The following is a 15,434-nucleotide window of genomic DNA, read 5'->3' as shown; positions in this document are numbered from 1 at the left end:
GCGTAATCGTGAGAGGTGGACCGGACAACTGAACAGAGGTTGATCCGTATGTAATCTTTTGCAGAGGAGGGCATACCTAAGTTTGACCGGCCGTGTCGCCAATAAGAGTGATGGGAATGGTGCACCTCGTTCAGCTGGCGACACCCCTCATCGTTGATCGCGCTCCAAAAAGACCTAGCGAGTGATGAAAGTTCAATCCTCTGCGGAGCTTTGCAGGGTCGAACGATGACTCCACCTCAACGCTGGGCATTCTCGTCTCATCTGGCCCACCGCGTCATTTCGCTGCTGCGCAGTAATCTCGCCGCTTTAGTACGATTGTGTTGAAAAAGTCTTCGGTTGCGCTGGTTGATGTTCGCTGATTCAGTCGTTGCGAGAGGACTGAATCATGATGGGACATCAGCGAGTTGAGCAGGTCGCGTTGTTCTATGAGTTTTCGCTCGAGCGGCACGTTCCGGCCGATCATTTGTTGCGATCGATCGACAGGTTCGTGGACCTCGATGGGTTAAGGCGAGAGCTATCCCCCTTCTACAGCACGATCGGGCGGCCCTCGATCGCGCCCGAGCTGATGATCCGGATGCTGTTGGTCGGTTACTGCTTCGGCATCCGCTCGGAGCGGCGCCTGTGCGAAGAGGTTCACCTCAACCTGGCATACCGCTGGTTCTGCCGCCTTGGGCTCGATGGTGACGTGCCCGATCATTCGACCTTCTCAAAGAACCGACATGGCCGCTTCCGCGATAGTGATCTGCTGCGACGGCTGTTCGAAGACGTCTTGCGCCGCTGCATCGACGAGGGTCTGGTTGGCGGAGAAGGCTTTGCGGTCGATGCTAGCCTGATCAAGGCCGATGCTAACCGGCAGAACGGCGTCGAGGGCGAAAAGGGGTTGCCGCCAAAAGCCGCAAGCCGTGCCGTCGACGAGTATCTAGCTGTCCTGGACGATGCGGCGTTTGGGGCCGCGACCGAGATCGTCCCCAAGTTCATCTCACCGGCTGATCCTGCCGCGCGCTGGACCGGTGCCCATGGCGGACAGGCTTTCTTTGCCTACTCCACGAACTATCTGATCGATGTGGAAAATGCGATCATTGTCGACGTTGAGCCGACCACAGCGATCCGGCAGGCAGAAGTTCTCGCTGCCAAGCGCATGATCGAGCGGACCGCAAAGAACTTCGGTCTTCACCCGTCCAGGCTTCTCGGTGACAGCGCCTATGGTTCAGCCGACATGCTGGGCTGGCTGGTCGATGAGCACGGCATCGAGCCGCATGTGACCGTGTTCGACAAATCAGCGCGCAAGGATGGGACCTTCACACGGGAGGACTTCAACTACGATCCAGTCAGCGACGTCTATATCTGTCCTGGCGGCAAGACGCTGACCACAACAGGGACACGTGTGAATGATGGCGAGACGTTGCTTTATCGAGCGAGCAAGGCTGACTGTGACGCCTGCGCCTTGAGGCCACACTGCTGCCCGAACACGCCTGCTCGAAAGGTGCCTCGCTCGATCCATGAGAGAGCCCGCGACATGGCGCGGGCGATTGCTAAATCCTGGGAAGGTCGAGCATCGCGACGGCTACGTAAGAAGGTCGAAATGTTGTTCGCTCACCTCAAGCGCATTCTCAAGCTCGACCGACTGCGATTACGTGGACCAAACGGGGCTCGCGACGAGTTCCTCCTTGCAGCAACCGCCCAGAACCTCCGGAAACTAGCCAAGCTGGTCCCAATGCCGCAGCCAAATCCGGCCTGAGAAGCGGTCGGCTGTGCCGCATTTGCGGCTCGCCTCGCTCGCGGGCCGACTTCTTCAACGGAATCGTACCAAAGCGGACATCAACCTCGTTGCGTGACACCACCAGAGTTATGATGGGGTGGACGCCCCGCCGACGGCATCGATGTGCCAAAGTGGAGGTGTTGAGCACCACTTAAGGGAGGCGTCCGTGTCAGAGGTTATCACAGTCGGTCTCGATATCGCCAAGCATGTTTTCCACGCTCATGGAGCGGACGGGCGGGGGCGAGCGATATTCAGCAAGCGGATCAGTCGTAGAAGGCTGCTGGATTTCTTCGCAGCCCAGCCGAGCTGCACGGTAGCGCTGGAGGCATGTGGTGGAGCACATCACTGGGCCCGTCAGCTCACCCAGCTTGGCCATGAAGTTCGGCTGATCCCGCCCGCCTATGTAAAACCGTTCGTGAAGCGGCAGAAGAACGACGCGATCGATGCTGAGGCGATTTGCGAAGCAGCGCAGCGGCCGAGCATGCGGTTCGTGGCCGTGAAGAGCGAACAGCAACAGGCGGCGGGTCTGGTGTTTCGGACCCGTGACCTGTTAGTGCGGCAGCGAACGCAGCTCATCAACGCGATCCGGGGACACCTCACTGAATATCGTTGGGTCGCACCTAAGGGGCCGTCGCATGTGGCGATGCTTGCCGACCTGATCGAAGAAGATGATATGGCCAGCTCGCTTCCCAAAGCGGCCCACGCCATGTTTCGATTGATGTTAGACCTGCTCGCCCCTCAATGGCAAGATCGCAGATCTTGACAGGGAGATCGCGCGACGTGCTCGCGAGGACGAAGTATCCCGCAGGCTATTGACCGTTCCCGGCATTGGCCCAATCTCTGTCACCGCGATCGCCGCTCTAGCACCGCCGGCCGAGACCTTCGCAAAAGGCCGTGACTTCGCGGCTTGGCTCGGTCTCACGCCTCTTCGAAGATCGACAGGCGGCAAGCAGAAGCTCGGTGCGACCGCTTGCGTCTGGCGGGGCGTCCACAGACACAGCCACGCCACGCTGTCAATGGGACTGATCGGCTTCTCCGCCTGCTCGCGGCACTCCTCGGCTTTCTGTGGCGTGCGCTGCGTTGGTAGAGACGATGGACTTGGCGCCGACCTTCGTTGACTGGTTTGGCGGGAAGCCAGCACGTCATACTCGAAGGACAGTCGCTGACGCCCTGGTTGCGGGGACGGGAGCCGGTGCAATGGCGGAAAGTCGTAGTCTCGGAATACGACTATGCGATGCAAGAGGCACGTCGCGCTCAACCGATTAGCCGCAGCCGTTGTTCATGGCGTTCGACGGTCGTTGGAAAAATATCCACGCGCCAGGCTTTCGGCCGATGCTGTTTGATCTGGTGACCGATCCGTCTGAATTCGCAGATCGCGGTGCCTTTCTTGCGAGCATGAGCGCACGAGCATGCGCGAGGCTTTGTTGGAATGGGCGCTGACCGATCACAATCGAATTACGACACCTAATATCCGTCGAGGCGTCTAGTTCGACTGTTCAGAGCCGATTGGCCGGCGCGCACCAGCCAACGAAAAAGTCCATCACGTCCGCCACAAGATCCTCCGAACGCTCGTCCCCAACACTTCGAAGTCCGTTTTTCAAATCAGTCAGCGCTGCGAAAATCTCATCGCGGTCAACGCCCGATGATATCAATTCCGCAATCAGTTCGCGAATGTAGAGCGCGTCCTTGCCCGCCCTCACAGCTTCTCGTATCGGAGCCAAGGTCCATGTCATGAACTACTCCTAAGTCCGTCAAATTTTGATAGCAAGTCCGCTTTTGGGCCGATATCATTGAAAAAGTCGAAGGTGAGCAACTCGGAAAGCCTCGCCAAAGTGAGGCCATTAGCTAACTTTTTGAGCTACGAGCCACCTCAGGCGCTGGTACGAAGAGCTCCCGGCGCAAGCCAAACCACCAGCGCGCTTAAGAGTTTCGTTGGCCATCCTGAAGAGAGTTTTCAACAGTATCGGCGCAATGCGGACGTTCGCTGAAAAAGCCGTGTCAGCTAAGTGCCAACGGGCAACATCATTCGATCAGTTTGCCGGGCCCGAAGAGAAGCGATTTGGCACGTACCGTGTAATCCCTCCGGTTCGTCTAGCACGCGCAACGGTACCTGCAGTAAGTTGCATTGCCGCGCCTGTGGACCATTAGTCCGAAGCGAAGATTTGGGCGATGGTTCAATCAAAGGAAAGCTAGTAGAAGCCAGGTACGGAACACGCCGAGCTGCTCCTTGCGTTTTACGCCTTGATGGGTTTTAAGCCCGGTGACTTCATGACCATAGGCATGAACGAGAAGCGAGCTGCGTGGCTTTGTGCGCTTTAGATAGAGTGACGCACTCCGCGTAGCTCATGCGCTTTAAATTGTTCTGAGCCGCCGCAAAGGAATCCATCATGGCCAAGATGACCAAGAACCAGTTGATTGATGCAATTGCAGACGGAACACAGGTTTCCAAGGGAGACGTAAAGGCCGTCATCGAGCAGATGGCGACTGTGGGCTATAAGGAGCTGAATGAATCTGGCGAGTTCATCATTCCCGGTTTCGTCAAAATGTCGGTCGTGAACAAGCCTGCTACTGAAGCCCGCAGCGGTGTAAATCCTTTTACGAAAGAGCCTATGGAGTTCGCGGCCAAGCCAGCCAGCAAGTCGGTCAAGGCGTCACCCCTGAAGGTTGCTAAAGACGCTGTTTGAGGCGGGCGGGTTGGTTGAGGCGTGTTCGTTCGTCTGAACTGTGGGTAATTCCATAACACCCTAGACAGACACCTCCACCCGCACACTATGCGCCCCGAGACGGATTCTCTGGAGGGCCTAGGGGAACTGTCTCGCAAAGGCCATGCGGTGTAATGCCCGCGTGGCCTTTTGTTTTTTGTTTATTTGCGATTGTCTGACCGTAAAAATACGGAATATGTTCGTTCTCCGTGAACAGATTGTGATTTCAGGCCGCCGTCGTCGGAGCGGCTAGGCTACGAGATTGTTGCTATCCACCGGGGGCCGGTCTGCATCCCCCCGTGAAGATTTTTCGGGCAGCCGGCATATGCCTTGTCGAGGTCGGCGATGACGATCTTTTGCATCACGCCGGCGACGGTGGAACAGGTATCCTTCCCGCAGGCGGAGATCGTCGGCGAGGTCGGCGCGAGCCTCGCTTGCCTGGCCGATCGCCTCGAAGGCAAGCTCCCCGATGGTCAGGCATTGCTGGGTTTGCGGGAAAGGATCCTTGCCCGCCTCGCCGAGCGGTCGACGGAGGATCGGTTTCGGCTGACGCCGCAGCGCATCGTGCACGACGTCCGCCAGGTCATCCCGCCGGACGGCATCGTTGCTCCCGCTGTAGTCCACGGGCACCACGATGATCCCGCTTGGTGACGTCATGCGTGCGGCAAGTGTCGGCCAGGTGATTCAATCCCGGCATCCGGGCTACAAGCCCGGCGAGCCTTCGGAAACGCTGCGTCAGGCAGCCCGCGAACCTGGTGGCGGCGACGTAGCCGTGAATGGAAACCGGCGCGCAGCTCGGGCCGCGGCGTGGACTTTGGCAAAGCGCATAAATCCGCTTGCCAATGCTCGCTTAGCCGCCAAACCTCACTTCCTTTCTTTGGAGGCTGATGGAAGTTGAACTCCCCGGAGGCGACGAAGATGAGTACAACTGAATCGCAGAATGCTGCCAGGCATCTGAAGTCTTGGGCTCCGACCTTGTTCGTCGCCGTTCTTCTGTTCGGTTTTGCGTTCATCGCACTGGAAGTGACCGAAGGAGAGCCTATCGCGTTCGACCGTTGGTTGATGGTCGCCTTCCGCCATGCGTCCGACTTGTCGCGGCCAATCGGGCCGCCATGGTTGCTTGACGTTGTACGAGACATCACCGCACTGGGCAGTACCGCGGTACTTGCACTGCTGGTCATGGTTGTGACCACGTTCCTTTTTGCCATAGGCAAGCGCCACGCCGGTTTGTTCGTCCTGACGACGGTCCTGAGTGGCGCCATTCTCAATACTCTTCTCAAGCTTGCCTTTGCGCGAGCGCGCCCCGATCTCGTCGCTCAACTCACTCAGGTCTCTACGCTGAGCTTTCCGAGCGGGCACGCAGCGATTTCGGCTGTCTGCTATCTGACGCTCGGCTTGATGCTTGCTCAAACGCAAGCTTCCCGCTCTGTTCGCATCCATCTTATAATGACCGCCGCGATCCTTACCCTGCTGGTCGGAGTCAGCCGCATATATCTCGGAGTTCATTATCCGAGCGATGTGTTGGCGGGCTGGTGCTTCGGCACTTCGTGGGCGCTAATTTGCCAGATGCTCATGTCGTATTTTCAGCGCACCGGAATGATCGAGCAGCCGAGCGACTAGTCAGCGTTGCGCCGCTCAGGCGGCAACTTTGCTCGCCTGCACCGACGAAGTGATCGATGACGTCGGACTTCCGCCGCACAAAGCGGTGATTCCTTGGATACCGCGACGGGATATTTGATACTGCGTTTTGTTTTCGGTAACGAACTTGCTTGTGAGCTAGAGCTGCTGCCCATCGCGCAAGGTATGCAGAGTTATCTCCGGCGGGCAGTTTAAGCGGACCGGCAGATCGAAGTGCGCTTCATCCCAGACGGCAAGGACGGCACGCGGTCCTGGGCGAAAGTCTGGCGCAGACGCCCCTAGTCTGCGAATAACAACGCGGATCGCTCGAAAGTTCGTACATCTGCAGTAGCTGCCCCGTTTTTTGTCTCTCTGGCCCGAGACCGCCAGAGGCGGCTGTCTTGCCGATCGATCGTTTTAAGCTGCCCTGGAAGGGCTGTTTTCATTTGGAAACGGCAGCCAAGCTATTGAAGTTGCTGGAGCGTCTTTCGGCCATTTTTTCCAAATGTGCCTTGAAATCGTTGAATAATCAAGCTGATTTGGATTCCGCCATTCGGAGGTTCGATCCCTCCCGCCCCAGCCAGGGCTCAAAGCGCCAGTCCGGCACAGCCGCGGCGTCCTCTCGCGTCGGATACGCGGCAACTCGCCGGCAACCCGATGCGCACAAGCAGATTGCGGCGGACTCTGTTGACGACGTCGCGCGGGAGCACGACATATTCTGTGCCGTCGATCCAGGTCACTGCTCAGGAGCAAGATATGAACGCGCCGCCAAAAATCGATCCCGTTACCGCGCGCTCTGACGGGGACATCTTGCATTGGCTGACAAACGAAACGCGCGATGAGCGCTTCATTGACAACATTTTCGCTGAGCTGTGTATCCGGCTTCAGCGAGCAGGCATTCCCGTCAAGCGGGCGTCGCTTCATATCCTGATCCACCATCCGCAATGGCTTGGCGCCCGGATCATGTGGGCCGACGGGATGCGCGAGGCGGAGATTGCCAGGGTCGACTACGATGTCAGGGAGCGATCCGAATACATCGATAGTCCTGCCAACGAAATCCATGACGGTGCCACCGAGGTGCGCGAGAATCTCGAACGGGAGGCGTCACTGGGCCGCAAGCACGCCGTCTTTGACGAGCTGCGGGCGAAAGGCCTGACCGACTATGTGGCGTGGCCGCTGTACCATACGCTCGGCAAGCGGCATATCGTGACCTTTGCAACCGACCGGCCAGGAGGTTTCGACGAGGCGCATATCGGCAGCCTGTTAAAGCTGTTGCCGGTTCTGGCGCTGGTCAGCGAAATTCGTGTCAAGAACCGGCTGGCGCGAACGCTGCTCGAAACTTACGTCGGGTCGCATGCCAGCGAGCTCATTCTAGCCGGCGCCACCAGGCGCGGCAGCGGGACGACGGTACGCGCCGCCATCATGATCTGCGATCTGCGTGATTTCACCAGGATCTCCGACAACTGGCCGCGCGATGACGTCATTGATCTTCTGAACGGCTATTTCGATGCAATGTCGGAGCCGATTGCGCGACATGGTGGGGAAATACTGAAATTCATCGGCGACGGTCTGCTTGCCATTTTTCCGCTCAGCCAGCCGTCGGCCTGCGCAAATCTGCTGCATGCGGTGGCTGAAGCCCGTCAGGCTATGCTTGCCCTCAATGAGAAAAACAGCCAAACCGGTCGTGCGCCGCTGAATTACGGCATCGGCGTCCACGTCGGAGACGTCATGTACGGCAATATCGGGTCGCGCAGTCGGCTCGATTTCACGGTCATCGGTCCTGCGGTCAATATGGCTTCGCGTCTCGAAGCCCTCACCAAGCAATTGGGGAGAACGGTGCTGCTGTCCCGCGCGTTCGCCGACTTCGTCAAAAGCGATTTCGATCTCGAACGCGTCGGCGAATATCCGGTCCGCGGCTTCAACGACCCAATCGAGCTGTTTACGTATCATGGCTGAACGACGATCAATCGCGAGGTGCCGGGCCGCGCCTAAGGGGCGCGAACTCGTCAAACGGCGCTATCAGCTAGTCTCCGCAACAACGCTCAGACACTGACGTGACAGGTGGAGCCACGGCTTTCTGTCAGGACTGGTGTCGCGATTCTTCACCGATCGCTTGACACTCCTCCTATTTGTTCTCATTATGTTCTTCTCGTCGAGAACCTCTTCGTAACGTCATGGGCGAACGGTCGGGATGGCAACGACAGCCACCATCCTCCATGCGGACCTGGATGCTTTCTATGCCTCGGTAGAGCAGCTCCTTGACCCTTCGTTGCGCGGCAAACCCGTCGCCGTAGGTGGTGGAGTTGTGCTTGCCGCTTCTTACGAAGCCAAGGCCTTCGGGGTCCGCGGCGGCATGCCGGGACGGCAAGCGCGCGAACTCTGTCCGCAACTCACTTTTGTCAGCGGTCATTTCAGCGAATACCAACGGCTAGGTGACGCCGCCATCAAGGTGATTGGGGATTTCACGCCCCTCGTCGAGCGGATTTCCATCGACGAGGCCTTTGCCGACGTTGCGGGCTGCACCCATCTCTTCGGTTCGCCCGCCGAAATTGCAAGGACGATCCGCCGACGCGTGCGGGCGGAGCTTGGCCTTCCGATCTCAGTCGGCGTAGCCCGCACCAAGCATCTGGCAAAAATTGCCTCGCAAGTGGCCAAGCCCGACGGGCTGGTGGTTGTCGATCCCGACACCGAGCTGCAATTCCTTCACCACCTGCCGGTCGAGCTGATGTGGGGAGTAGGCCCGGTCACGAAGGTGCGGCTGGCCGAGATCGGCGTGCTCACGATCGGGCAGCTGGCAAAGACGCCGGGATGGTCGCTTGAGCGGTTGCTCGGTCCCGCCGCAGGAGAGAAACTCGCAGCGCTGGCTTGGAATCTCGATCCGCGAGAAATCAAGTCGCACCGACGAGCTCGATCCGCGGGAGCCCAGTCGGCGATTGGCAGGAAGCCTGCCGAAGAGCGGGTTTTTCGGCCCACCTTGTTTCACCTTGCAGACCGGATTGGCACTCGGCTCCGCGCAAAGTCCAGGCCTGGCCGAACCGTGACGGTGCGCGTTCGCCTCGCCAATCTGAACTCAGCCACCCGCTCGGTGACGCTCGACGCGCCAATCTCAGCAACCGTAATCCTTGCCGAGCTTGCCGAGGAGCTGGTGCGCGCGGTCCTTGCAGATCATCCGGACGAGAAGACCATCTCGCTCCTGGCGATCTCGGTATCGCATCTCGAGGAGCACTGGGATCTGGAACTGGAGCTTCCGCTTGGACTTCAAGACGAATCCCGCCGCCCCGGCACCAAAACAGGCATGGCACGTTGGGCGGCCGACCGTGCCGTCGATCTGATTCGCGGTCGCTTCGGATGGGATGCTATTGGGTACGGTTCGGTAGTGCTCGGCATCTCTCGTTCCGTTCCCGACGCGTTTCGCGAACTTGCCCAAAAGGAGCTGTGATCGTTGCATCAGGTCTTCGGGACTGATCCTCCGTGTGTGGACTACTTCTTTATTTGGAAACGACTGCCAAGCTATTGAAAATGCCAGAGGCATTTTCTTACAGTTGCCCAAATGCGCCTTGAAACCGTTGAATAATCAAGCTGATTTTGATTCCGCCATTCGGACGTTCAATCCCGCCCGCCCCAGCCAGGCTTTCCGCCGAACTTGGCCTCTTCAACTATTCGGCACCGGAACAATGCACTGTTGGAAAAACGGTGCTATTCAGATGCTTCCCTTGCATCGTCGACGGAATGCATCACCATCCAGGCGCCCACGACCCCGTTCTTGTCGCGCTGTCAGTCCTGATCGCCGCACTTTCTTCCTACACGGCGCTGGATCTTGCGACGCGCATGCGGGCTGCTTCCGGCTCTGCCAGCCTGGGCTGGCTTGGGGCTGCGGCCGTCGCCATGGGTGGCGGCATCTGGTCCATGCATTTCGTCGCCATGCTGGCGTTCAGCCTGCCCAGCGTCGAAATTTCCTACGATCCGCTCCTGACGCTGCTCTCGCTCGCCCTTCCCATTTTGGTCGCTGCAGCCGCGTTCGTCGTCGTAAGTCAGCGGGCGAACGCGCTCGTTGTTTCCGGCATTGGAATGGGACTCGCGATCTCCGGCATGCACTACACCGGCATGAGCGCGATGCGGATGGCGGCTTCCATTCACTATGATCCCGTCTGGGTCGTGCTTTCCATCGCGATCGCGATCGGCGCGTCCATCATCGCGCTGTGGCTCGCCTTTCGCACGACGAGCGTGCTGGAGCGCATATCGGCCGGCGCCGTTATGGGCCTGGCGATCTCCGGGATGCATTACGCCGCCATGCAGGGCTCCTCCTTTGTTGCCACCGATGCCTTCCTTGGCCGCGCAGCCCATGGCGCCGTGGGGCAGGCGCCGCTCGCGTTCCTGGTCGCCGGCACCACGATCGTCGTCCTCGTCATCGGGCTCGCCGCGGCCGTGTACGACCGCGCCTCGGCAGAACGTGCCGATCGCGAAGCCGAGGCACTCAGGCGAAGCGAGGAGAAATTCCGCCTGCTGGTGGAGGGCGTAGCCGATCATGCCATCTTCATGCTCGACCCCGAAGGGCGGGTGGCGAACTGGAATCTCGGCGCTCGCCGGCTGATCGGCTATGGCGACGAGATCGTCGGGACGCATTACGCCATCCTCCACACCGAGGAGGACCGAGGCTCCGGGATTCCTGACGCCGTGCTTCTGGACGCAAAGCAGGAAGGCAAGTCGGCAACCGAAGGCTGGCGCGTTCGCAAGGACGGTAGCCGCTTCTGGGCCGAGGCGACGATACGCGCGGTGCGAAACGAGCGTGGCGAGGCCATTGGCTTCGCCAAGATCGTGCGGGACGTGACGGAACGCCGCCGGGCCCAGGAAGCGCTGGAGCGTACGCGCGATGCGCTCGTGATATCGCAGAAGATGGAGACTGTCGGACAGCTTACCGGCGGCGTCGCCCATGACTTCAACAACATACTCGCCGTGATCCTGGGCAGCCTCGAACTGGCGAAGAAGCGCCTCCAGCCGGAAGATCCCAGGATTCACCGGCTGCTCGATAATGCGATTCAGGGTGCGCTGCGCGGCGCCTCGCTGACCCAGCGCATGCTGGCGTTCGCGCGCAAGCAGGACCTCAAGCCCGTCGTCGTGGATGTCCCGGAGCTGGTGCGCGGAATGGCAGCTCTCCTGAAGTTTGATCCGGCCATCCGGGTCGAGACCCGTTTTCCGATCGAGCTTTCGAAGGTGAAGGTCGATGCCAACCAGCTCGAGCTCGCGATCCTCAACCTCGCTGTCAATGCGCGCGACGCGATCGCGGCAAGTGGCGGGGTCATCAGCATCGCCGCACGCGAAGAGCAGGCCATCGATGGCCTTACCGAGGGACGATACGTCGCGCTGTCGGTGAGCGACACCGGATGCGGCATGGACGAGGAGACGCTCAAGCATGCGCAGGAGCCGTTCTTTACGACCAAGGGCGTCGGCAAGGGAACCGGTCTCGGCCTCTCGATGGTGAAAGGGTTGGCCGAACAGTCCGGAGGCGTGCTGCGGCTGAAGAGCCGCATCGGCGAGGGGACCACGGCCGAGATCTGGCTGCCTGCCGCTCAGGACGAAAAGGTGGAGGAGCCCGATGCGGCAGAGCCGTCACGCTCCGCGCCCCGCAGCAGCCGACCTCTTTCGGTGCTGGTCGTCGACGATGACCTTCTCGTCCTCGACAGCATCGCTGCGATGCTCGATGATCTCGGCCACGCCGTGATCGAGGCGCGCTCCGGCGAGGAGGCCGTCCAGCTGCTGCGCCGAATGCCGAAGATTGATATCGTGGTGACCGACTACGCCATGCCGGGGATGAACGGGTTGCTGCTTGCCGAGGCAGTGGCCGCCGAGCGGCCGGGTACGCCCGTGGTGCTCTGCACAGGATATGCCGAACTGCTGGGCTCGACGCAGCCTCACCTGCCTCGCATTTCCAAGCCGTTCGACCAGGCGGCGCTCCTGGCCGCCATTGATGAGGTGATGCGCGCACAGGCCGCTTCGCGCTCGGTCTTGACCTTGCACCCGAAGAGAGCCTGACAGTTGATGAGTCTCCTGAGGCCTCGGGAGCCGAGGGAATTGCCACTACGTGAGTGCCGCATGCGCAGTCACATCCGTCCGTCCGTCAAACTATGCTTTCCGGCTGCCGCATAATTCCTGCCGCCTCAGTGCCGCGGTTGTTCAAAAAGTTTTGCCGTGTCGTTTGCCGCTAGCTCATCCTCTTGCTGCGGCCTAGAGGATCAGGTGTTCAATGCCCATCGAGATCATGGCGCTATCTGTGATGTACTTCACAGACACCGCAGGCCCAGGTTTGCTAAGACGCCGCGCGGCCCGTCTCAGCGGCGGACCAAACAGGGCATCCGGAAGAATAATCCCTGCGCAAAGCGGACATCGTAAATGTCAGCTCTAAATGCCGATATCGTTACAAAATCTAATGTTGAAGGAAGCCCGAAGGCGTTTGCCGCGCGGTCGCTTGGATTGTGCTGTGAAGGCTTTGCAGTGGGTGAGCGATCTCCCATACTGACGCAATATACCTAGCGAATTAGACAAGATACCTAACGAATTAGACAAGTGGTATTATAGTAAGGGTGTTGGGGCGAGCGGCGTTGCGCTTCATTCACCCCTCATTGCGAGGAGGTTTTTATGGCCGATCGCGCGCGCAACAAGGACGGACTTGGCAAAGCCGTTACCTTCAACGTGATCACGCCGATGAATCGCTTCGGCACCTACTATGTCCGTCTGTTGCTTTGGATATTCGATAATGTGAAAAGAACTCAGAACACGGCCAAGGCGCTGGCGTTTTTGCCCTTCGTCCATTGGGTCGTAGTCAAGCGTGATTGTTTTCCGCGGGTTGACGACGGTCAGCCGGCGGAAAAACTTAATTACGATTATTTGTTCTTCCTGAGCACGTTCAACGGCCCGTGGGGGCCTTACATCGAGGCCTTCGCCGACGTCCTCTATGTGCCGCTCGACGCCGTATGGTTCGCGAGCATTCGCTATCCCATGGCGAGGCCAGTTGGGCCATTGAAGACGTACATTAGGCGCAATCAGGTCGAGTCGGATCACTCGTATAGTGCTTACCCTGGCGCTTCGGTGCGCGACGTTCGCGCGGGCCTCGAAGTGCACCGCGAACTCGAACAGTTTGCGAAAAATTCACTCGACCTAGCGCCCGATAAGTTTGCGACGGAATTCAACCGCCTGCTCATGAGTGTGCAGAACAAGTTAGGTACGTTCGGTCCCATCCCGGAGTAGCGGGCCTATCGAGCGGAGTACGCGCGTATGGCAAATCAAAACGGAAAAAAATACGGCTTTACCGGTCTGTTTCCAATCAAGGTTGGGCAAACAGCCGAGCTGCGCACATTTTTGCGTAGGCTGGACCTCAGCATAAAATATCCGCGCGGTTCGCCCTTGAGTGAGGTGCCGATCGTCCACATGGCCCGCTTTGTCGTGATCGACAGACTTGCCTATCAGGGTACGCCGGCGAAAGTCGATACACTCAAGTCAGCGTATCTGCTGTTCGCCTGCGACTTCGACGGTTTCAGCATCGACGTCCTGATCCGTGCAATGGTCAAGTATATTCCGTGTGAATTAGAGGCCATTTGGCAGCATTGCCGTGGCTTTCCTGGCATCGAGAGCTGTGACGATCTCGCTGCATATTTCGAGCAATGCCAGATTACGACCAATCTGCTGTTGGCCGACCAGCCCAACGCAAGCGTGAACGATATTCTGAAGGGACTGATGTATCGGCGCCGGCTGGCGGAGTTCATCAGGCACGTTCAGGACGCGCAGCCAAATCCGGCAGACCTCAAAGCCGATTTCGAGAGGATGTGGCAAAGCCTGCAAGAGGTCAGGCCGAGCGCAGGAGAGTTGTAACGACATAGCGATTGTTAGTGAGGCCTGCGATGTTTGATTTCTCCAGTATTCAAGGCAATATTCTCCGTGGCTATGCGTCCTTTTCGCATGCACGCTTCCTTTATTTGTTCATTCATAATGCGGGTGATGCCAGGTCGTTGATGCAGAAACTGCTGGACGCGGGCTACGTCACTCCCGGCCAGTGGCAGGAAAAACCGGACGCGACGCTCAATCTCGCCCTGACCTTCGACGGACTGCGCGCCCTCGGCCTTCCGGAAGAAAGTCTCGCGACTTTCCCGGCTGAGTTTCGCGAGGGCATGAAGGTGCGTGCAGAGGTGCTCGGCGATGTCGGCCTGAGTTCGCCGGAAAATTGGGATGAACCCTGGAAGACGCGCCGTGTGCATATTTTGGTTATGATCTACGGCCGGACGGCGGATGCGCTTGAAGAGCGTTGCCGAAAGCTCAGGCAGTTGTTGCCGGCCAGCGTAGAGGAATTAGCTCCTGATCAACCCGCCGAGTCTTTGAGCATCAATGGCGAGACTGTGCGCCGTGAGCATTTTGGCTTCGCCGACGGGCTGAGCAATCCCGATGTCGAGGGCGTACCGCGCGAGGCGGGCGCCAGCAAGGATATCGGCAATCCCGATCACAGCGGGCGATTTAGAAAAATTCCGCTGGGGGAGTTCATTCTCGGCTATCCCGGTGAAGGCGGCGATCTCGCGCCTATGCCGCTGCCGAACCTGCTTGCGCACAACGCAACCTATATGGTGTTCCGCAAGCTCGAACAGAATGTGCCGGCGTTTCGAGACTACATCAAGGCGCAAGCAGACAAGTTTGCCCGGACGATCCCCGGCGGCCTGCCCGACGACGTGAGCGCGGAAGAATTTCTGGCGGCCAAGATGATGGGACGCTGGCAAAATGGATCTTCGCTGATCGAGTATCCGCATAGACCGGGCAAGTCTCTCGCCAATTCATTCGCCTATGCCGGCGATCCCGCGGGCGCGCGATGTCCATTGGGAGCCCATGTGCGACGCACCAATCCGCGCGACGCGCTCGGGTTCGGCGGCAAGACGATGAGCAGGCACCGTCTGATCCGGCGCGGGATCATCTATGGCAAGTTTCTGCCGCCCGGCAAGGAGGATAATGAGAGGCGCGGCATTATCTTCATCGCCTTCAATTCCGGCTTCGATCAGTTCGAGTTCGTGCAGCGGTTCTGGGTCAATTTTGGCGACGATTTCGAACAGGGCAACGACGCCGATCCGATTGTCGGCAGCAACCAACGCGGGCAAATGGTAATCCCGGGCGATGAGGCTACCGGGCGGCGGCCATTTATCTGTTTCGACATTCCGCGCTTTGTCGAAACCAAGGGCGGCGACTATTTCTTCGTCCCGAGTCTTGCCGCGCTCAGGCTGTTGGCCTCCGGCAGGGTTCACGCGTCATGATGCGGTCCGATGCCCGGCGGCGGTTCGACGATCGCGCAAGCGGAAAGAGGCTCATGGACCGCCTCTTCAGCCTCG

11 protein-coding genes and 2 pseudogenes are annotated in these 15,434 nt (G+C 59.2%); 12 read left to right on the top strand and 1 reads right to left on the bottom strand.

Annotation, left to right across the window (positions count from 1 at the left end; genetic code table 11):
- Positions 1-385: 385 nt before the first annotated feature.
- Both RX328_RS35020 and RX328_RS35015 read left to right on the top strand, forming a co-directional pair.
- Positions 386-1,738: a transposase gene (locus tag RX328_RS35020; protein ID WP_213257637.1), complete on the top strand. Its 1,353-nt coding sequence runs from the start codon at positions 386-388 to the stop codon at positions 1,736-1,738.
- 187 nt (positions 1,739-1,925) lie between these two features.
- Positions 1,926-2,727 (top strand): annotated as a pseudogene (locus RX328_RS35015) (IS110 family transposase); the annotation flags it as partial.
- 528 nt (positions 2,728-3,255) lie between these two features.
- Here the strand turns inward: RX328_RS35015 and RX328_RS35010 are convergent.
- Positions 3,256-3,492, bottom strand: a complete 237-nt coding sequence (locus RX328_RS35010; protein ID WP_213249299.1) for a hypothetical protein — start codon at positions 3,490-3,492, stop codon at positions 3,256-3,258.
- A gap of 654 nt (positions 3,493-4,146) precedes the next feature.
- Between RX328_RS35010 and RX328_RS35005 the strand changes: the two genes are divergently transcribed.
- The 10 genes and pseudogenes from RX328_RS35005 (at position 4,147) to RX328_RS34960 (ending at position 15,359) form a co-directional block, all read left to right on the top strand.
- Positions 4,147-4,443 (top strand): HU family DNA-binding protein, encoded by a 297-nt coding sequence (locus RX328_RS35005; RefSeq protein ID WP_213249301.1) that lies wholly within the window; start codon positions 4,147-4,149, stop codon positions 4,441-4,443.
- A 381-nt stretch (positions 4,444-4,824) separates the two neighbouring features.
- Positions 4,825-5,070 (top strand): annotated as a pseudogene (locus tag RX328_RS35000) (acetolactate synthase large subunit); the annotation flags it as partial.
- Positions 5,071-5,379: 309 nt separating this feature from the next.
- On the top strand, positions 5,380-6,081 hold the full coding sequence (locus tag RX328_RS34995) for a phosphatase PAP2 family protein (protein WP_213249305.1): 702 nt from the start codon (positions 5,380-5,382) through the stop codon (positions 6,079-6,081).
- 398 nt (positions 6,082-6,479) lie between these two features.
- A complete protein-coding gene (locus RX328_RS34990; protein ID WP_213249308.1) occupies positions 6,480-6,878 on the top strand; it encodes a hypothetical protein in 399 nt (132 codons plus the stop codon).
- The gene (locus RX328_RS34985) at positions 6,835-8,034 is read left to right on the top strand and encodes an adenylate/guanylate cyclase domain-containing protein (protein ID WP_213249310.1); all 1,200 of its coding nucleotides are present in this window, start codon (positions 6,835-6,837) and stop codon (positions 8,032-8,034) included. Before RX328_RS34990 ends, RX328_RS34985 begins: the two co-directional genes overlap by 44 nt.
- A gap of 235 nt (positions 8,035-8,269) precedes the next feature.
- Positions 8,270-9,517, top strand: coding sequence for a DNA polymerase IV (gene dinB, locus RX328_RS34980; protein WP_213249312.1), 1,248 nt, complete (start codon positions 8,270-8,272; stop codon positions 9,515-9,517).
- Positions 9,518-9,807: 290 nt separating this feature from the next.
- Complete coding sequence (locus RX328_RS34975) at positions 9,808-12,108, top strand: MHYT domain-containing protein (protein WP_213249314.1); 2,301 nt, start codon at positions 9,808-9,810, stop codon at positions 12,106-12,108.
- 603 nt (positions 12,109-12,711) lie between these two features.
- The gene (locus RX328_RS34970; protein ID WP_213249316.1) at positions 12,712-13,320 is read left to right on the top strand and encodes a hypothetical protein; all 609 of its coding nucleotides are present in this window, start codon (positions 12,712-12,714) and stop codon (positions 13,318-13,320) included.
- A gap of 27 nt (positions 13,321-13,347) precedes the next feature.
- Positions 13,348-13,941 (top strand): hypothetical protein, encoded by a 594-nt coding sequence (locus tag RX328_RS34965; protein WP_213249318.1) that lies wholly within the window; start codon positions 13,348-13,350, stop codon positions 13,939-13,941.
- Positions 13,942-14,081: 140 nt separating this feature from the next.
- The gene (locus tag RX328_RS34960; protein ID WP_213249320.1) at positions 14,082-15,359 is read left to right on the top strand and encodes a Dyp-type peroxidase; all 1,278 of its coding nucleotides are present in this window, start codon (positions 14,082-14,084) and stop codon (positions 15,357-15,359) included.
- The last annotated feature ends 75 nt before the right edge of the window (positions 15,360-15,434 follow it).

Origin of the sequence: Bradyrhizobium sp. sBnM-33 (genome assembly GCF_032917945.1) — a bacterium.
Taxonomy (GTDB): Bacteria; Pseudomonadota; Alphaproteobacteria; order Rhizobiales; family Xanthobacteraceae; genus Bradyrhizobium.
Note: the sequence above shows the minus strand (reverse complement) of the source record. Positions and strands in the feature narration are given on the sequence as shown.